The sequence below is a fragment of the Phytobacter massiliensis JC163 genome, assembly GCF_000321045.1.
GTDB classification, from domain to species: domain Bacteria; phylum Pseudomonadota; class Gammaproteobacteria; order Enterobacterales; family Enterobacteriaceae; genus Phytobacter_A; species Phytobacter_A massiliensis.
Window position 1 is genome coordinate 41829 of the sequence record NZ_HE578948.1, and the last position, 18733, is coordinate 60561.

The 18733-nt window shown below is 56.1% G+C and carries 18 protein-coding genes and 2 pseudogenes; 9 read left to right on the forward strand and 11 right to left on the reverse strand.

Annotated features, from left to right (window positions below; genetic code table 11):
- The 5 genes and pseudogenes from mnmE to rpmH all read right to left on the reverse strand — a co-directional run.
- Positions 1–938, reverse strand: a 938-nt coding sequence (gene mnmE, locus ENTHG_RS17605) for a tRNA uridine-5-carboxymethylaminomethyl(34) synthesis GTPase MnmE (protein WP_044183948.1), incomplete at its 3' end; no start/stop codon positions are given.
- A 105-nt stretch (positions 939–1043) separates the two neighbouring features.
- On the reverse strand, positions 1044–2687 hold the full coding sequence (gene yidC, locus ENTHG_RS17610) for a membrane protein insertase YidC (protein ID WP_044182735.1): 1644 nt from the start codon (positions 2685–2687) through the stop codon (positions 1044–1046).
- A 2-nt stretch (positions 2688–2689) separates the two neighbouring features.
- Positions 2690–2947 carry a membrane protein insertion efficiency factor YidD gene (yidD, locus tag ENTHG_RS17615; protein WP_044182738.1) on the reverse strand — a complete coding sequence of 86 codons (258 nt, stop codon included), beginning with the start codon at positions 2945–2947 and terminating at the stop codon, positions 2690–2692.
- Positions 2911–3269: pseudogene (gene rnpA / locus ENTHG_RS24415) on the reverse strand (ribonuclease P protein component). Before rnpA ends, yidD begins: the two are co-directional and overlap by 37 nt.
- A gap of 16 nt (positions 3270–3285) precedes the next feature.
- The gene (gene rpmH, locus ENTHG_RS17620) at positions 3286–3426 is read right to left on the reverse strand and encodes a 50S ribosomal protein L34 (protein ID WP_000831330.1); all 141 of its coding nucleotides are present in this window, start codon (positions 3424–3426) and stop codon (positions 3286–3288) included.
- A 604-nt stretch (positions 3427–4030) separates the two neighbouring features.
- On the opposite strand from rpmH, the gene dnaA reads away from it, so the two are divergent.
- From dnaA to gyrB, 4 genes are all read left to right on the forward strand, one after another.
- Positions 4031–5428, forward strand: a complete 1398-nt coding sequence (dnaA, locus tag ENTHG_RS17625) for a chromosomal replication initiator protein DnaA (protein WP_044182741.1) — start codon at positions 4031–4033, stop codon at positions 5426–5428.
- 4 nt (positions 5429–5432) lie between these two features.
- Positions 5433–6533 (forward strand): DNA polymerase III subunit beta, encoded by a 1101-nt coding sequence (gene dnaN, locus ENTHG_RS17630; protein WP_044182743.1) that lies wholly within the window; start codon positions 5433–5435, stop codon positions 6531–6533.
- A 147-nt stretch (positions 6534–6680) separates the two neighbouring features.
- On the forward strand, positions 6681–7754 hold the full coding sequence (recF, locus tag ENTHG_RS17635) for a DNA replication/repair protein RecF (RefSeq protein ID WP_044182746.1): 1074 nt from the start codon (positions 6681–6683) through the stop codon (positions 7752–7754).
- A gap of 28 nt (positions 7755–7782) precedes the next feature.
- A complete protein-coding gene (gene gyrB / locus ENTHG_RS17640; protein ID WP_044182749.1) occupies positions 7783–10197 on the forward strand; it encodes a DNA topoisomerase (ATP-hydrolyzing) subunit B in 2415 nt (804 codons plus the stop codon).
- A 60-nt stretch (positions 10198–10257) separates the two neighbouring features.
- Here the strand turns inward: gyrB and mutM are convergent, their stop codons facing one another.
- The 4 genes from mutM to radC form a co-directional block, all read right to left on the reverse strand.
- A complete protein-coding gene (mutM, locus tag ENTHG_RS17645; RefSeq protein ID WP_044182752.1) occupies positions 10258–11067 on the reverse strand; it encodes a bifunctional DNA-formamidopyrimidine glycosylase/DNA-(apurinic or apyrimidinic site) lyase in 810 nt (269 codons plus the stop codon).
- A gap of 69 nt (positions 11068–11136) precedes the next feature.
- The gene (gene rpmG, locus ENTHG_RS17650) at positions 11137–11304 is read right to left on the reverse strand and encodes a 50S ribosomal protein L33 (RefSeq protein ID WP_002436700.1); all 168 of its coding nucleotides are present in this window, start codon (positions 11302–11304) and stop codon (positions 11137–11139) included.
- Positions 11305–11324: 20 nt separating this feature from the next.
- Positions 11325–11561 carry a 50S ribosomal protein L28 gene (gene rpmB / locus ENTHG_RS17655; protein WP_002436699.1) on the reverse strand — a complete coding sequence of 79 codons (237 nt, stop codon included), beginning with the start codon at positions 11559–11561 and terminating at the stop codon, positions 11325–11327.
- A gap of 215 nt (positions 11562–11776) precedes the next feature.
- On the reverse strand, positions 11777–12445 hold the full coding sequence (gene radC, locus ENTHG_RS17660) for a RadC family protein (RefSeq protein ID WP_044182755.1): 669 nt from the start codon (positions 12443–12445) through the stop codon (positions 11777–11779).
- 167 nt (positions 12446–12612) lie between these two features.
- Here radC and coaBC point away from each other — a divergent pair.
- The 4 genes and pseudogenes from coaBC to ENTHG_RS17680 form a co-directional block, all read left to right on the forward strand.
- Positions 12613–13814 (forward strand): annotated as a pseudogene (coaBC, locus tag ENTHG_RS17665) (bifunctional phosphopantothenoylcysteine decarboxylase/phosphopantothenate--cysteine ligase CoaBC); the annotation flags it as partial.
- A gap of 15 nt (positions 13815–13829) precedes the next feature.
- A complete protein-coding gene (gene dut / locus ENTHG_RS26110; protein ID WP_275404632.1) occupies positions 13830–14261 on the forward strand; it encodes a dUTP diphosphatase in 432 nt (143 codons plus the stop codon).
- 119 nt (positions 14262–14380) lie between these two features.
- The gene (slmA, locus tag ENTHG_RS17675; RefSeq protein WP_044182758.1) at positions 14381–14977 is read left to right on the forward strand and encodes a nucleoid occlusion factor SlmA; all 597 of its coding nucleotides are present in this window, start codon (positions 14381–14383) and stop codon (positions 14975–14977) included.
- A 180-nt stretch (positions 14978–15157) separates the two neighbouring features.
- Positions 15158–16174: an SMP-30/gluconolactonase/LRE family protein gene (locus ENTHG_RS17680; protein WP_044182761.1), complete on the forward strand. Its 1017-nt coding sequence runs from the start codon at positions 15158–15160 to the stop codon at positions 16172–16174.
- A 34-nt stretch (positions 16175–16208) separates the two neighbouring features.
- On the opposite strand, the gene pyrE is transcribed toward ENTHG_RS17680, so the two are convergent.
- Both pyrE and rph read right to left on the reverse strand, forming a co-directional pair.
- Positions 16209–16850: an orotate phosphoribosyltransferase gene (pyrE, locus tag ENTHG_RS17685; protein WP_044182766.1), complete on the reverse strand. Its 642-nt coding sequence runs from the start codon at positions 16848–16850 to the stop codon at positions 16209–16211.
- A 103-nt stretch (positions 16851–16953) separates the two neighbouring features.
- The gene (rph, locus tag ENTHG_RS17690) at positions 16954–17670 is read right to left on the reverse strand and encodes a ribonuclease PH (RefSeq protein WP_044182769.1); all 717 of its coding nucleotides are present in this window, start codon (positions 17668–17670) and stop codon (positions 16954–16956) included.
- A 124-nt stretch (positions 17671–17794) separates the two neighbouring features.
- On the opposite strand from rph, the gene ENTHG_RS17695 reads away from it, so the two are divergent.
- Positions 17795–18658, forward strand: coding sequence for a YicC/YloC family endoribonuclease (locus tag ENTHG_RS17695; RefSeq protein ID WP_044182772.1), 864 nt, complete (start codon positions 17795–17797; stop codon positions 18656–18658).
- The last annotated feature ends 75 nt before the right edge of the window (positions 18659–18733 follow it).

Sequence of the window (18733 nt, forward strand, 5' to 3'; positions counted from 1 at the left end):
GGGTCAACGGCATCCGTGGTGGTGCCATCCACCATAAACAGCACGCGGTCCGCCTGCTCAATCTCCTGCCAGGCGCGCTCGATGCCGATGCGCTCCACTTCGTCGCTGGCATCGCGCAGCCCGGCGGTGTCGATAATGTGCAGCGGCATTCCGTCGATGTGGATATGCTCGCGCAGCACGTCGCGGGTGGTGCCGGCGATATCGGTCACGATCGCCGCCTCACGGCCTGCCAGCGCGTTCAGCAGGCTTGATTTGCCCGCATTGGGACGCCCGGCAATCACCACTTTCATTCCTTCGCGCAGCAGGCTGCCCTGACGCGCTTCGGCGCGTACGGCGTCGAGATCGGCCATGACGCCATTGAGCTGCGCTTCAATTTTGCCGTCAGAGAGGAAATCTATCTCTTCATCCGGGAAATCAATGGCCGCTTCCACATAGATGCGCAGGTGAGTGAGCGCTTCCACCAGATGGTTAACGCGGGCGGAAAACGCCCCCTGCAACGAGTTCAGCGCTGAACGCGCCGCCTGCTCAGAGCTGGCGTCGATCAGGTCGGCAATGGCTTCGGCCTGGGCCAGATCGAGCTTATCGTTAAGAAACGCCCGCTCAGAGAATTCGCCGGGACGGGCGATGCGCAGGCCAGGAAGAGTCAGGATACGCTTTAGCAGCAGGTCGAGAATAACCGGGCCACCGTGCCCCTGTAACTCCAGCACATCTTCGCCGGTAAAAGAGTTTGGGCCGGGAAACCACAGGGCGATCCCCTGGTCCAGCGCGGTACCATCGGCGTCCTTAAACGGCAGATAGTCGGCGTAGCGGGGTTTGGGCAGTTTGCCCAGTACGGCTTGGGCTACCTCGCGCGCCTTCAGGCCGGAGATGCGCAGAATACCGACGCCGCCGCGTCCCGGTGGGGTTGCCTGGGCGACGATCGTGTCGTTATGGCTCATGGTTTATCTCTTTCATCGCAATAAAAAAGGCGGTCATCAGACCGCCCTTCAGGTTATGTTCCGTTTGCCGGATGGCGGTTTCGCCTTATCCGGCTTACCGCCGAATTAAGACTTCTTCTTCTCGCGGCTGTGCAGTCCACGTTTCTCCAGACCACGGTAGATCAGCTGCTGCTGGATGATGGTCACCAGGTTGCTGACGATATAGTACAGCACCAGACCTGACGGGAACCACAGGAAGAACACGGTGAAGATGACCGGCATAAAGGTCATGATCTTCTGCTGCATCGGGTCGGTCACGGTGGTCGGCGACATCTTCTGGATGAAGAACATCGTCACGCCCATCAGGATCGGCAGGATGTAGTACGGGTCCTGTGCGGACAAGTCATGAATCCACAGAGCGAACGGCGCGTGGCGCAGCTCAACGGAGCCCATCAGCATATAGTACAGCGCCAGGAAGATTGGCATCTGGATGACCAGCGGGAAGCAGCCGCCCAGCGGGTTAACCTTCTCAGCTTTGTACAGGGCCATCATCTCCTGGCTCTGACGCTGTTTGTCATCGCCCAGACGCTCACGCATCGCCTGAATCTTCGGCTGCAGCATGCGCATCTTCGCCATGGAGGTGTACTGCGCTTTGGTCAGCGGGTACATGATGCCACGAACGATAAAGGTGATAACGATAATGGAGAAGCCCCAGTTGCCCAGGAAGCTATGGATCCATTTCAGCAGTTTGAACAGCGGCTGAGAAATAAACCACAGCCAGCCGTAATCCACGGTCAGGTCAAGGTGATCCGCCACGGCGGCCATTTTATCCTGCACTTCCGGACCCACCCACAGGGTGCTGTTCAGAGAAGCAGCCTGGCCCGGCTGAACGATAACCGGCTGGGATTTGTAACCGATAGCGGCGATGCCGTTACCCAGGTTAGCGGTATAGAAGTTATTCGTACCGGCGGTATGCGGGATCCATGCGGTCGCAAAGTACTGCTGCAGCATGGCCACCCACCCGCTGGTAGCGGAGACGTTCAGGTTTTCATTATCTGCAATGGTGTCGAACTTGTACTTCTCATACTTCTCGTCCGGCGTGGAGTAGGCCGCGCCGCGGAAAGTATGCAGTGCAAAGTTGCTGCTGCCAGTGTCGCGATGCGACGGCAGATTGATGGACTGTTTCAGCTGACCAAAGGAAGAGACTTCCAGCGGTTTCTGACCGGCGTTCTGCACGCTGTAGCCCACGTTTACCGCATATTCACCGCGTTTCAGCGTGAAGGTTTTGGTAAAGGTGTTGCCAGCGGCATCGGTATAGGTCAGCGGGATCGCCAGTTCGTTCTGGCCATCGGCCATCACAAACGCATCTTTTTCGCTGTTGTACAGCGGACGCGGGCCGTTAGCCGGGTTATCCGGGCCATCGCGACCGGTCAGGCCGCTCTGCGCCTGGTAAACAAACTCAGGCGTCGTTTCCAGCAGTTGGAACGGCTCGTTGGACTTAAGCTCTTTCGGGTAGGTTAACAGCAGTGCCTGCTCAACATCACCACCACGGGTGTTGATGGTCAGCTCAAGCACATCGGTCTTAACCGTAATCAGTTTCCCCTGGCCACTGGCCGGTACGCCCTGCTCGGCTGCGCTACCCGCTGCGGTGGTCGTAGTCTGCGTGGTCTGCTGCTGAGGCTGAGGATTTTTATCCTGCTCCCAGGCTTGCCAGATCATGAAAGACACGAACAACAAAGCGATGATAAAAAGATTGCGTTGCGAATCCATCGTTAGTGTTCTCTGGTATTAAAGGGTCCTGGCGGGACGGGGTCGTCTCCACCCGGGTGTAAAGGGTGGCATTTTAATACGCGTTTCACTGTCAACCAACTGCCTTTTATCACTCCAAACCTGCGTAAGGCCTCAATTCCATAGTGCGAACAGGTCGGGGTGAAACGGCAACGCGGCCCGAGTAGCGGACTAATCAGGATTTGATAGACCCGAATCAGGGCTATCAGGAGCCGTGAGCCAGGCGACAATGGCGGCGCCATAACTTTTCCAACGCTTCCGTAAGAGCACGGTTATCGAGGTCAGCAACCCCTTTTTTCGCCACTACCACGAAGTCCATTGCGGGGAGTTCGTGCTGACGTAAACGAAAGCTTTCACGCGTCAGACGTTTAATCCGATTGCGTTCATGGGCGCGTTTTACGTTTTTTTAGCGACGGTAAGACCGATACGGGGATGCCCCAGCGAATTCAGGCGGCCGAGGATAGTGATTTGCGGCGTGCCAGCCCGTTGTGGCTGCTGGAAGACGAATGTGAAATGAGTGGGAGTTAACAAACGTAACTCCCTGGGAAATGCGAGCTTAACCACTCAGGGGTTAGCTTTATTACTTGGAAACGGTCAGACGTGCGCGGCCTTTAGCGCGACGACGAGCCAGAACCTGGCGACCATTTTTAGTAGCCATACGAGCACGGAAGCCGTGAGAACGGTTGCGCTTCAGTACAGACGGTTGAAAAGTGCGTTTCATGGCGATTTCTACCTAAACTTGGATAAATTCAACGGCTTTAATGGATATCCGAACAAACATCGAACGACGGACGCCAGAGCCGTGGGTGATTAAAGAGGCCGGATTGTAATAATTGTACACTCCGGAGTCAATTCTCTTTCCTTATAAGCAGCCTATTTTTACACGGTTTTGCTGGAAAAACAGGCAACCTTCGACGACTGAAAACGAGCATAGCGCGCCGGGGGGAGGATTATACGGGGCGAATGGGAAAGCGCAAGGATCGGGCGGGATCTTCGTTAGATCGTTTAGGCAGAATTTCAGGGTTACTCATTAAATTTTCCAATATGCGGCCTAAATCGTGCCGCACTCCCCCTGGGATCGATTACACTTACCCGATTCCGACTCTCCCTGTGGATAAATCGTGAAGAATCTGTGATAAACAGAAGATCTCTGGCGCAGTTTACGCTATGATCCGCGGTCCCGATCGCGATCCAGGATCATGCGCCGGGCAATAACCGCAAATAGCGGTTCGCACGTCACCCTTGTTGGGTCTTATCGACGTGTGTCAACAATCATTAATGTTTCTGTCTTTTATTTATCGATTTTTGTTCGAGTGGAGTCCGCCGTGTCACTTTCGCTTTGGCAGCAGTGTCTTGCCCGATTGCAGGATGAGTTACCAGCCACAGAATTCAGCATGTGGATCCGCCCATTGCAGGCGGAACTGAGCGATAACACGCTGGCTTTGTATGCGCCAAACCGTTTCGTGCTCGATTGGGTAAGAGACAAATACCTCAATAACATCAATGGGCTGCTGAACGATTTCTGTGGTGCGGACGCCCCACAGCTGCGTTTCGAGGTTGGGACAAAGCCTGTTGCGCAGCTGCACCGGGAGCCTGCTCACGTGGCCGCTCCGGTACAGGCGGCGCAGGTTCCGCCGCAACGCGTTGCCCCTGCGGCCCGTCCTGGCTGGGATAACGTACCGGCCCCGGCGGAACCGACCTACCGCTCTAACGTCAATCTCAAGCACACTTTTGACAACTTCGTCGAAGGTAAATCCAACCAGCTGGCCCGCGCGGCGGCGCGTCAGGTGGCTGACAACCCCGGCGGCGCGTATAACCCGCTGTTCCTGTACGGCGGCACTGGCTTGGGTAAAACTCACCTTTTACATGCGGTGGGTAATGGCATCATGGCCCGCAAGCCCAACGCGAAAGTGGTCTATATGCACTCTGAGCGCTTTGTTCAGGACATGGTAAAAGCCCTGCAAAACAACGCGATTGAAGAGTTTAAACGCTACTACCGCTCCGTTGACGCCCTGCTCATCGATGACATTCAATTCTTTGCCAATAAAGAACGCTCTCAGGAAGAGTTTTTCCACACCTTTAACGCCTTGCTGGAAGGCAATCAGCAGATCATCCTGACCTCGGATCGTTATCCAAAAGAGATCAACGGCGTTGAAGATCGTCTGAAATCCCGCTTCGGCTGGGGGCTGACGGTGGCTATTGAGCCGCCTGAGCTGGAGACCCGCGTGGCGATCCTGATGAAAAAAGCGGACGAGAACGACATTCGTCTGCCGGGCGAGGTGGCGTTCTTTATTGCCAAGCGTCTGCGCTCAAACGTGCGCGAGCTGGAAGGGGCGCTGAACCGCGTTATCGCTAACGCCAACTTTACCGGCCGTGCCATCACCATTGATTTTGTGCGCGAGGCGCTCAGGGATCTGTTGGCGCTGCAGGAAAAACTGGTCACCATCGACAATATTCAAAAGACGGTGGCGGAGTACTACAAGATAAAAGTAGCCGACCTGCTCTCCAAGCGCCGCTCGCGTTCTGTGGCGCGTCCGCGCCAGATGGCGATGGCGCTGGCGAAAGAGCTGACCAACCACAGTCTGCCGGAAATTGGCGACGCGTTTGGCGGCCGTGACCATACTACCGTGCTGCACGCCTGCCGCAAGATTGAGCAGCTGCGTGAAGAAAGCCACGATATTAAAGAAGATTTCTCCAATTTAATCAGAACATTATCTTCGTGACGCTATGAAATTTACCGTTGAACGTGAACATCTTTTAAAGCCGCTGCAACAGGTAAGCGGCCCGCTGGGCGGTCGCCCGACGTTACCCATTCTCGGTAATCTGCTGCTGCAGGTGGCAGACGGAACGCTTTCGCTGACCGGTACCGATCTGGAAATGGAAATGGTTGCCCGCGTCGCGCTGGTTCAGCCGCACGAGCCGGGGGCGACGACCGTCCCGGCGCGTAAATTTTTCGATATCTGCCGTGGTCTGCCGGAAGGGGCCGAAATCGCCGTTCAGCTGGAAGGCGAACGGATGCTGGTGCGCTCCGGGCGCAGCCGCTTCTCGCTTTCCACCCTGCCTGCCGCCGATTTCCCCAATCTGGACGACTGGCAGAGCGAGGTAGAGTTCACCGTGGCGCAGGCTACGATGAAACGCCTGATTGAAGCGACGCAGTTTTCCATGGCGCATCAGGACGTTCGCTACTACTTAAACGGCATGCTGTTCGAAACCGAAGGCGAAGAGCTGCGTACCGTAGCGACCGACGGCCACCGGCTGGCGGTCTGCTCGATGCCAATTGGCACCTCGCTGCCTAACCATTCGGTGATCGTGCCGCGTAAAGGGGTAATCGAGCTGATGCGTATGCTCGACGGCGGTGAAAACCCGCTGCGCGTACAGATCGGCAGCAATAATATCCGCGCGCACGTCGGCGACTTTATCTTCACCTCGAAGCTGGTTGATGGCCGTTTCCCGGATTATCGTCGCGTATTGCCGAAGAACCCGGACAAACATCTGGAAGCGGGCTGCGATATTCTTAAGCAGGCCTTTGCCCGCGCGGCGATCCTCTCGAACGAGAAGTTTCGCGGCGTGCGTCTGTATGTCAGCGAAAACCAGCTCAAAATCACCGCTAATAACCCGGAGCAGGAAGAGGCAGAAGAGATTCTGGACGTCACCTACGCCGGCACGGAGATGGAAATTGGTTTTAACGTCAGCTATGTGCTGGATGTGCTGAATGCGCTGAAATGCGAAAACGTGCGCATTATGCTGACCGATTCGGTGTCGAGCGTACAGATTGAAGATGCGGCATCCCAATCCGCAGCCTACGTTGTCATGCCCATGCGTTTGTAGTGGAAAATATCGGGCTATCTTACTTGCCATTTTCAACCTGGGCTGTGCTCGCCCCTGTCACGTACTTCGTGTACGCTCCAGGGTCTGCGCGCAGTCCGCGTTGAAACTGGCTGCGCCGATTACGCCCTGGCCTGAAGAATCTCTGATATGTCACTGACGCGCCTTCTTATCAAAGATTTCCGCAATATTGAAAACGCGGATCTCGCTTTATCCCCCGGCTTTAACTTCCTGGTTGGCGCCAACGGCAGCGGCAAAACCAGCGTGCTGGAAGCCATCTACACGCTTGGCCACGGCCGGGCGTTTCGCAGTTTGCAGATTGGCCGCGTTATTCGCCATGAGCAGGAGTCGTTCATTCTGCACGGGCGGCTCCAGGGCGACGAGCGTGAAATCTCTATCGGCCTGACCAAAGACAAACAGGGCGACAGTACGGTGCGCATCGACGGCACCGATGGCCACAAAGTGGCGGAGCTGGCGCTGCTGATGCCCATGCAGCTTATTACGCCGGAAGGGTTTACTTTGCTCAACGGCGGCCCCAAATACAGAAGAGCGTTCCTCGACTGGGGATGCTTTCATAACGAAGCCGGGTTCTTTACCGCCTGGAGTAACCTCAAGCGGCTGCTTAAGCAGCGTAATGCCGCGCTTCGCCAGGTCAGCCATTACGGGCAACTGCGCCCGTGGGACAAAGAGCTGGTGCCCCTGACGGAGCAGATCAGCCGCTGGCGCGCCGAATACAGCGCGGCCATTGCGGAAGACATGGCGGACACCTGCAAACAGTTTTTACCGGAGTTCTCCCTCACCTTCTCTTTCCAGCGCGGCTGGGAGAAAGAGACTGACTATGCCGAGGTGCTGGAGAGAAGCTTCGAGCGCGACCGGATGTTGACCTACACCGCGCACGGCCCGCACAAGGCGGATTTCCGCATTCGTGCTGACGGCGCGCCGGTAGAAGATACCCTGTCTCGCGGGCAGCTTAAGCTGCTGATGTGCGCCCTGAGACTGGCGCAAGGGGAGTTCCTCACCCGTGAAAGCGGGCGGCGGTGTCTCTACCTGATTGATGATTTTGCCTCTGAACTGGATGATGCGCGACGCGGGCTGTTAGCCAGCCGCTTAAAAGCGACGCAATCCCAGGTCTTCGTCAGCGCAATCAGCGCTGAACACGTTCTGGACATGTCGGACAAAAATTCGAAGATGTTCACCGTGGAAAAGGGTAAAATAACGGATTAACCCAAGATTAAATGAGCGAGAAACGTTGATGTCGAATTCTTATGACTCCTCCAGTATCAAAGTCCTGAAAGGGCTGGATGCGGTGCGTAAGCGCCCGGGTATGTATATCGGCGACACGGATGACGGCACCGGTCTGCACCACATGGTATTCGAGGTGGTAGATAACGCTATCGACGAAGCGCTCGCGGGTCACTGTAAAGATATTATCGTTACCATCCATGCCGACAACTCCGTTTCCGTACAGGATGACGGGCGCGGTATTCCGACCGGTATTCACCCTGAGGAAGGGGTGTCGGCGGCGGAAGTGATCATGACCGTCCTGCACGCGGGCGGTAAGTTCGACGATAACTCCTATAAAGTTTCCGGCGGCCTGCACGGCGTAGGCGTCTCCGTGGTTAACGCCCTGTCGCAAAAACTGGAACTGGTGATTAACCGTGAGGGTAAAACTCACCGCCAGATTTACCAGCATGGCGTACCGGAAGCACCGCTGGCGGTAACTGGCGATACCGAGAAAACCGGCACCATGGTGCGTTTCTGGCCGAGCCTCGAAACCTTCACCAACGTGACCGAATTCGAATATGAGATCCTGGCGAAACGCCTGCGTGAGCTGTCATTCCTGAACTCCGGCGTCTCCATTCGCCTGCGCGACAAGCGCGACGGTAAAGAAGACCATTTCCACTACGAAGGCGGCATCAAGGCGTTTGTTGAGTACCTCAATAAGAACAAAACGCCGATCCACCCGAACATTTTCTATTTCTCGACCGAAAAAGACGGTATCGGCGTGGAAGTGGCGCTACAGTGGAACGACGGTTTCCAGGAAAACATCTACTGCTTTACCAACAACATTCCGCAGCGTGACGGCGGTACGCACCTGGCTGGCTTCCGTGCGGCGATGACCCGTACCCTGAACGCCTACATGGATAAAGAAGGCTACAGCAAAAAAGCGAAAGTCAGCGCTACCGGCGACGACGCCCGTGAAGGCCTGATTGCCGTTGTCTCTGTAAAAGTGCCGGACCCGAAATTCTCCTCCCAGACCAAAGACAAGCTGGTCTCCTCTGAGGTGAAATCGGCAGTTGAGCAGCAGATGAACGAACTGCTGAGCGACTATCTGCAGGAAAACCCGTCCGATGCCAAAATCGTGGTCGGTAAAATCATCGACGCGGCCCGTGCCCGTGAAGCCGCCCGCCGCGCCCGTGAAATGACCCGCCGTAAAGGCGCGCTGGACTTAGCCGGTCTGCCGGGCAAGCTGGCGGACTGCCAGGAACGCGACCCCGCCCACTCTGAACTGTACTTAGTGGAAGGGGACTCCGCGGGCGGCTCTGCCAAGCAGGGACGTAACCGCAAGAACCAGGCGATTCTGCCGCTCAAAGGTAAAATCCTTAACGTAGAGAAAGCGCGCTTCGACAAGATGCTCTCTTCCCAGGAAGTGGCGACGCTGATTACCGCGCTGGGCTGCGGCATCGGCCGCGACGAGTACAACCCGGACAAGCTGCGCTATCACAGCATCATCATCATGACCGATGCGGACGTCGACGGCTCGCACATCCGTACCCTGCTGTTGACCTTCTTCTATCGTCAGATGCCGGAAATCATCGAGCGCGGCCATGTTTATATCGCTCAGCCGCCGCTGTACAAGGTGAAGAAAGGCAAGCAGGAACAGTATATTAAAGACGATGAAGCGATGGATCAGTACCAAATCGCTATCGCTCTGGACGGCGCGACGCTGCACACCACAGAAGGCGCGCCGGCGCTGTCTGGCGAAGTGCTGGAAAAAATGGTCTCTGAGTACAATGCGACCCAGAAGATGATTGGCCGCATGGAGCGCCGCTTCCCGCGCGCGCTGCTGAAAGAGCTGGTTTATCAGCCAACGCTGACCGAAGCCAACCTTTCTGATGAACAGACCGTAACGCGCTGGGTCAATGCGCTGGTTACTGAGCTGAATGAGAAAGAGACGCACGGCAGCGTGTGGAAATACGATATTCGCGTTAATGCGGAGCTGAACCATTTCGAACCGGTCATTCGGGTTCGTACTCACGGCGTGGATACCGATTATCCTCTGGATAACGAGTTTATCGCCGGGCCTGAATATCGTCGCATCTGCACGCTGGGCGAGAAACTGCGCGGCCTGATTGAAGACGACGCCTTCATCGAACGCGGCGAACGTCGTCAGCCGATCGCCAGCTTCGAACAGGCGCTGGAGTGGCTGGTGAGAGAGTCCCGTCGCGGTCTGGCTATCCAGCGTTATAAAGGCCTTGGCGAGATGAACCCGGATCAGCTGTGGGAAACCACTATGGACCCGGAAAGCCGTCGTATGCTGCGCGTTACCGTGAAGGACGCGATTGCCGCCGACCAGCTGTTCACCACGCTGATGGGCGACGCCGTTGAACCACGTCGCGCCTTTATCGAAGAGAACGCCCTGAAAGCGGCGAATATCGATATTTAATCGCCGCCATCCGGCATAGTAAAAAGGGGATTATTTAATCCCCTTTTTTACGTCCCTTCACTACTTCTGGCACTGGCGGCAGTAAAACGTCGCACGCTGGGCATGCTTCGCCGCCATAATGGGCGTACCGCAAACCCGGCACGGTTCGCCTTTGCGGCCATAGACCTGCAGCTGCTGGGCAAAATAGCCAGGCTTGCCGTCGCTTTGCAGAAAATCTTTCAGGGTGGTTCCGCCCTGCTCTATTGAACGCTGGAGCACCGTTTTGATGGCGCGGACCAGCAGTTCGCATTCGTCATGTGAAAGCGAAGAGGCCAGCCTGTCAGGATGAATACCGGCGGCAAATAGCGACTCGCTGGCGTAGATATTACCAACGCCGACCACAAGCTTGTTATCCATCAGCCACGGTTTAATGGCGGTTTTCTTCTTCGCGCAGCGTTGCAGCAGGTAATCAGCGCTGAACGCATCGCTTAACGGCTCCGGCCCCAGGTGCGCCAGCACGTTATGCCCCTCCAGCTCTTTGGTCCAGAGCCAGGCGCCAAAACGGCGTGGGTCGGTATAGCGAAGCACTTTGCCGTTGCTTAACACCAGGTCGACATGGTCATGTTTTTGCGCCGGGAGCTCTTCGGGAAGAATACGCAGGCTGCCGGACATCCCCAGGTGGATGATAATCCAGCCGTCCGGCAGCTCCAGCAGCAGATATTTGGCGCGACGCTGTACGCTCAGTACCGGCTTATCGCTCAGACTATGGATTTCTTCTGAAACCGGCCAGCGCAGGCGGCCGTTACGGACAATCGCATGAAGAATTGTCGCGCCCACCAGATGCGGTTCAATACCGCGGCGGCTGGTTTCTACCTCAGGTAATTCTGGCATGTTGCATTCTCCCGGCCTGAAAACGCAAAAACCCCGCCGGAGCGAGGTTTTCGTACAAGAGAGCGAAAATTATTTAATTTTTGCTTCTTTGTAAACAACGTGCTGACGGACAACTGGATCGAATTTTTTCAGTTCCAGTTTTTCCGGCTTAGTACGTTTGTTCTTCGTGGTGGTATAGAAGTGACCAGTACCAGCAGAAGAAACCAGCTTGATTTTCTCACGAATACCTTTAGCCATGATTTATTTCCTCTAAGTACTTAGTACTTTTCGCCACGGGCACGCAGTTCAGACAGAACTGTATCGATGCCTTTTTTATCGATTACACGCATACCTTTAGCAGATACGCGCAGGGTGACAAAACGCTTCTCGCTCTCAACCCAGAAACGGTGAGAGTGCAGGTTCGGCAGGAAACGGCGTTTAGTCGCGTTCAGTGCGTGGGAACGGTTGTTACCGGTCACCGGACGCTTGCCAGTAACTTGGCAGACTCGGGACATGTCTATTCTCCAAAAATCAAATTAGCTCGAGCTTCGTATGGGGTATTGGCGCCTCGTCAGGCTTTCTCAGCCTGGTCTGACGGTTCTAAGCGAACTCGTGTAGCCAGGCCCAATTGCCAAACCCGAGATTCTCAAAGGTGGCGTAGTATACGCTGAGTCGGCGATGTGCTCAAGTCCCGAACAGACAAAGATCCCGGTGGATCGCGTAAAGAGGGCTAAATCCAGCCCCGTTCCGCAAACGAAACGTACTCTCCACGACCAATCACCAGGTGGTCCAGCACACGAATGTCCATGAACTGACAGCTCTTCACCACCCTTTCGGTGATAATTCTATCCGCTTTACTGGGTTCTGCGCTACCCGAAGGGTGATTATGTGCAAGGATCACGGCGGCGGCGTTAACTTTTATCGCCTCCCGAACAATTTCCCGCGGGTGCACCTCCACCTGGTTAATGGTGCCGGAAAAAAGCCGACAGTGTTTTAGCACCCGGTTTTGATTATCCAAAAAGATCGCCATAAAGATCTCCCGCTCCTCGCCGGTGAGCTGACTTTGCAGGAACTCTCGCGTTAACGAAGGGCTTAAGAGTGATGTATCCTCCATCAGACGAGCGCTGTAGTAGCGCCTGGCCAGCTCGGCTATTTCCTTTAGCTGCGCGTATTTGGCAACGCCAATACCGTTTAATTGATTGAATTCGTTGTAATTTGCCGATAGCAGCCCGTAAAGTGAACCAAAATGCTGCAGCAGGTCGCGGGAAAGCGTCAGAACGGATTTCCCCTGGGTGCCGGTGCGTAAAAAAAGCGCCAGCAGTTCTACATCTGTTAGCGACTCAATGCCGAATTGCAGCATTTTTTCCCGCGGCATCTGCGGGGTAAAATCCGTTTCCATGTCCAGCCCTCCTTCGTTTTAGCATGCTGCCACAGGCTTCCTGTATCCGCGACGCTGGCGAATCACTCTTGCGTAGCCGCTCGCAAACAGCACGGGGGCAAAAACACGCCAACGCCAGGTTTGTGATAAAATGCCCGCCTTCTGGCGACATCCAACAGGAAAGAATCATGATCAGTCTGGCGGGTAAAAAATCGTTCTTGGCGTGAGCGGCGGTATCGCTGCGTATAAAACGCCTGAGCTGGTGCGTCGTCTGCGCGACCGGGGCGCCGATGTCCGGGTAGCGATGACCGAAGCGGCAAAAGCCTTTATTACGCCGATGAGTCTGCAGGCCGTGTCAGGCTATCCTGTTTCCGACAGTTTGCTGGACCCGGCTGCCGAAGCCGCTATGGGGCATATCGAGCTGGGTAAGTGGGCGGATTTAGTGATTCTCGCGCCTGCTACGGCGGATCTGATTGCCCGCGTCGCTGCCGGTATGGCGAACGATCTGGTGTCAACCATCTGTCTTGCCACGCCAGCGCCTGTCGCCGTCGTGCCCGCCATGAACCAGCAGATGTATCGCGCTGCCGCTACCCAGCATAATTTACAGGTGCTGGCATCGCGCGGCCTGTTACTGTGGGGACCGGACAGCGGCAGCCAGGCCTGTGGCGATGTGGGGCCGGGGCGTATGCTCGACCCGCTGGCGATAGTGGATCTCGCCGCCGCGCACTTTTCCCCTGTCAACGATCTGCAACATCTGAACATCATGATTACTGCCGGTCCGACCCGCGAACCGCTGGATCCCGTGCGCTATATCACGAACCATAGCTCCGGCAAGATGGGCTTCGCTATCGCCGCCGCCGCCGCTCGCCGCGGCGCGAACGTCACGCTGGTGGCCGGGCCGGTTTCGCTGGCAACGCCCGCGCGGGTAAAACGGATTGACGTTACCACCGCGCTGGAGATGGAGGCCGCCGTGCAGGGACTCGCGCAGCAGCAGCATATTTTCATCGGCTGCGCCGCCGTTGCGGATTACCGCGCTGCCGCTATCGCCGATGAGAAAATTAAAAAGCAAGGCGATGAATTAACGATAAAAATGGTTAAAAACCCCGATATTGTCGCCGGGGTTGCCGCGCTTGCTGAGCATCGCCCCTATGTTGTTGGGTTTGCCGCCGAAACAAATAATGTGGAAGAATATGCCCGGCAAAAACGCGCCCGCAAAAATCTTGATTTGATCTGCGCGAATGATGTTTCGCAAGCCAATCAGGGCTTTAATAGCGATAATAACGCTTTGCATCTCTTCTGGCAGGATGGCGATAAGCGTTTACCGCTGGAGAGCAAGGAACAGTTAGGCCACTTATTACTGGACGAGATCGTTACCCGATATGATGAAAAAATCGACGTTAAGATTCTGGACCCGCGCGTCGGGCAGCAATTTCCGTTGCCGACTTACGCTACCGCCGGTTCGGCCGGCCTTGACCTGCGCGCTTGCCTGGATGACGCCGTAGAACTGGCGCCGGGGGCCACTACGCTGCTGCCGACCGGGCTGGCGATTCATATTGCCGATCCCTCCCTTGCCGCGGTTATTCTGCCGCGCTCCGGGCTGGGTCATAAGCATGGTGTTGTGCTGGGCAACCTGGTGGGGCTTATTGACTCCGACTACCAGGGGCAGCTGATGGTCTCCGTCTGGAACCGTGGTCAGGACAGTTTTACTATTGAGCCGGGCGAACGCATCGCGCAGATGGTTTTTGTTCCGGTTGTGCAGGCAGAATTTAACCTGGTTGAAGCTTTCGACGCCACCGATCGCGGCGAAGGCGGCTTCGGCCATTCCGGGCGTAAATAAGCAGCCCGCTTAACGCATCTCGCGGCGAAATAACGTCATAACATTTCCGCAAACTCCGGTTTGCGGTCGCCGCGTGGATGTTCGCCTGATAAGAGCTTATTTCAGGGGTATTTTGCAACATGGCAGAAAAACAAACCGCGAAAAGGAATCGTCGCGAAGAAATACTTCAATCTCTGGCGCTGATGCTTGAATCCAGCGATGGCAGTCAACGCATTACAACGGCGAAGCTGGCGGCGTCCGTGGGCGTTTCCGAAGCGGCTCTGTACCGTCATTTTCCCAGTAAAACGCGCATGTTCGATAGCCTTATTGAGTTTATCGAAGATAGCCTGATTACCCGAATTAACCTGATTCTGAAAGATGAAAAGGACACCACGACACGCCTGCGTCTTATCGTGCAGCTCATTCTGGGGTTCGGCGAGCGTAATCCCGGCCTGACGCGCATCCTCACCGGCCATGCGCTGATGTTCGAGCAGGATCGTCTGCAGGGGCGTATCAACCAGCTGTTCGAACGCATTGAAGCGCAGCTTCGCCAGGTATTGCGTGAAAAGAAGATGCGCGAAGGCGAAGGCTACGTTACCGACGAAACGCTGCTGGCAAGCCAGTTGCTGGCGTTTTGCGAAGGTATGCTCTCCCGGTTTGTACGCAGCGAGTTCAGGTACAGCCCAACGGAAGAGTTTGAAGCGCGCTGGCCCCTGCTGGCGGCGCAGCTGCAATAATCTCAATCCTGTGCAGCCTGCAAAGGCTGCATTCTGACGCCTCTCCTGTGTAAAAGCCCAATTTAATTCGTTGATATGCCAGATGTTCCGGCTCAGGGCATCTTCTACTCTCCGTTTAGCATCTTATCTTTATCTAACCAGAATCAATAAATAGAAACCCTGGCAACAAGGAGAGGTTATATGGCGACATCACGGCGGGATTTGCTCAAACTTGGCGGCGTGGCGACCGCATCACTGCTGCTTAGTCAAAAAAGTTTCGCTGCGTGGGCGCCGTCCGCGCGTTATCCGGACCCGCGTATCGTTGCCGTGGATGAAAGCTTCCGCGGCTATATGCTCGCCAGCGCGAAGGTTGAGCAGATTGCCACCGGCTTTCGCTGGGCGGAAGGGCCGGTGTGGTTCGGCGATACGCGAATGCTGCTCTGGAGCGACATCCCAAACAACGCCATTATGCGCTGGGACGAAGCCACCGGTGAAACAAGCGTTTTTCGCCACCCGGCCAACTATGCGAACGGCCACGCCCGTGACAGGCAGGGACGGCTGATCAGCTGTGAACATGACACCCGGCGCGTCACCCGTACCGAATATGATGGCACGATCACCGTTCTGGCCGACAGCTTTGACGGCAAACCGCTTAACTCCCCCAACGATATTGCCGTGAAGTCAGACGGCACCATCTGGTTCACCGACCCGCCGTTTGGTATTTCCGGCTTCTATGAGGGCCACAAAGCCACGCCGGAGCTGCCGCAGAATGTCTATCGGCTGGACCCGGAAACCCGCAAGCTGAGCGTGATGCTGGGCGATGTGAAAGGGCCAAACGGGATCTGCTTCTCGCCGGATGAGAAAATCCTCTATGTGGTAGAGGGAAGGGCTACGCCCAACCGTCTGATTCTGGCATGGGATGTCGTGGACAACACCCTGAAAAACAAGCGGGTGCATATTGATTGCGGCAACGGTACGGCGGACGGGATCGCCTGCGATGTGGACGGCAACCTCTGGTGCGGCTGGGGGACGGGGACGGAAGAGCTTGACGGCGTGCGCGTGTTTAACCCGCAGGGGAAAAATATCGGCATCGTCCAGCTGCCGGAACGCTGCGCCAATCTTTGCTTTGGCGGCGAGCAGCGTAACCGCCTGTTTATGGCCTCCAGCACATCGATTTACTCACTTTACGTGAACACGCAGGGCGCGAAGCTGGTGTAATTAACGTACCCCCGGCCTGGCCGGGGGCGTTGTATCAGACGCCAAACTCTTCCCGATAGGCTTCAACGGCTGCAAGGTGGTTGGCCATCTCCGGCTTCTCTTCCAGATAAGCAATCAGGTCTTTGAGCGTAATGATGGAAATGACCTGGCAGCCGTAGTCACGTTCGACTTCCTGAATGGCGGAAATCTCACCGCGCCCGCGCTCCTGACGGTCCAGTGAAATCAGCACGCCCGCCAGCGTTGCGCCGTTGGTCTGGATGATTTCCATTGATTCACGAATCGCGGTGCCCGCGGTAATCACATCATCCACCAGCATCACACGGCCTTCCAGCTTGCTGCCCACCAGGTTGCCGCCTTCGCCGTGGTCTTTCGCCTCTTTACGGTTGAAGCAGTACGGCACGTCGCGCTCATGGTGTTCCGCCAGCGCCACCGCTGTGGTCGTCGCAATAGGAATACCTTTGTAAGCCGGGCCAAACAGCAGGTCAAAATCAATCTTCGAATCCACCAGCGCCTCGGCGTAAAAGCGGCCCAGCAGCGCCAGATCGCGTCCGGTGTTAAACAGGCCGGCGTTGAAGAAATAGGGGCTTTTGCGCCCGGATTTCAGCGTGAATTCGCCAAATTTAAGAACCTGTTTATTTAGCGCAAACTCAATAAACTGACGCTGATATTGTTTCATGGATTCGCTCCTTATCTTGCTTTTCATCATTAAGGCTTTTCTCTTCGCTGGCGGCAGGAAGAATAAAGCGCAAAAAAAAGGCGACTTCTCAGTCGCCTTAAAATCAATTTTCTAACGCCGCCTTCTGCGTCGCGATAATGCTTTCGATGCCCCCTCGCGCCAGCGCCAGTAGGGTCAGTAACTCTTCGTGCGAGAACGGTTCGCCTTCCGCTGTACCCTGCACTTCAATAATGCGCCCGTCTTCGGTCATCACGACGTTCATGTCGGTTTCCGCCGCCGAGTCTTCAACATACTCCAGGTCGCAAACCGCTTCGCCGTTAACGATACCCACGGAGACCGCCGCAACCAGCCCTTTCATCGGGTTGGCTTTCAGCTTGCCGTTCGCTACCAGCTTGTTCAGGGCATCGGCCAGCGCGACGCAGGCGCCGGTGATGGACGCGGTTCGCGTGCCGCCATCGGCCTGAATGACGTCGCAGTCCAGGGTAATGGTGTACTCACCCAGCGCGGTTAAATCCACCGCTGCGCGCAGCGCGCGGGCGATAAGGCGCTGAATTTCCATGGTGCGCCCGCCCTGCTTGCCCTTCGCCGCTTCGCGGGCGTTGCGGGTGTGCGTAGAGCGCGGCAGCATGCCATATTCTGCGGTGATCCAGCCCTGGCCCTGGCCTTTCAAAAAGCGCGGTACGCCCTCTTCAAGGGTTGCGGTGCACAGTACTTTAGTGTCGCCGAATTCGACCAGCACGGAACCTTCTGCGTGTTTTGTGTAGTTACGGGTCAGGGTGACGGGACGCACCTCGGTGGTGCTACGACCTGCTGGACGCATGATAATTTCTCCGGCTGTTACGAATGTGGCTGCGCATTATACTGACTTAGCCTGGTTATTCCTATCCTGATAAGCCCGTGAAAGCTATAATCCCCGCATCTCTCCTTTAAAAACGGGAACGACTATGATCCGCAGTATGACCGCTTACGCCCGGCGTGAAATCAAGGGTAGCTGGGGCTCCGCCTCATGGGAACTGCGCTCGGTTAACCAGCGTTATCTTGAAACTTATTTCCGCCTGCCGGAGCAATTTCGTAGCCTGGAGCCTGTGGTTCGTGAGCGCATCCGCGCGCGTCTGACCCGCGGTAAAATCGAATGTAATCTGCGTTTCGAACCCGATTCCAGCGCTCAGGGCGAGCTGATCCTTAACGAGAAACTGGCGAAGCAGCTGGTGAATGCCGCTAACTGGGTCAAACTGCAAAGCGACGAAGGCGAAATCAACCCGGTGGATATTCTGCGCTGGCCTGGCGTTATGGCCGCTCAGGAACAGGATCTGGACGCGATTGCCGCTGAGATCCTCGCCGCGCTGGATGGCGCGCTGGACGACTTTATCGTGGCCCGCGAAACCGAAGGCCAGGCGCTGAAAACGCTTATTGAGCAGCGTCTGGAGGCAGTGAGCGCCGAGGTTGCCAAAGTACGTGGCCATATGCCGGAAATTCTGCAGTGGCAGCGCGAGCGTCTGGTGGCCAAACTCGAAGACGCCCAGGTACAGCTGGAAAACAACCGTCTTGAGCAGGAGCTGGTGCTGATGGCGCAGCGTATTGACGTTGCCGAAGAGCTGGACCGGCTGGAAGCGCACGTTAAAGAGACCTATAACATCCTCAAGAAGAAAGAGGCGGTGGGTCGCCGTCTCGACTTTATGATGCAGGAATTCAACCGTGAGTCGAATACGCTGGCGTCGAAGTCGATCAATGCGGATGTCACCAATTCAGCTATCGAACTGAAAGTGCTGATTGAGCAGATGCGCGAGCAGATTCAGAATATCGAGTGATATCCAGGGCCGTTCTCCCCTGTTTACAGCACTATAAGTGTGCAAAGGCCATGTGAAACATGGCCTTTTTGTTTT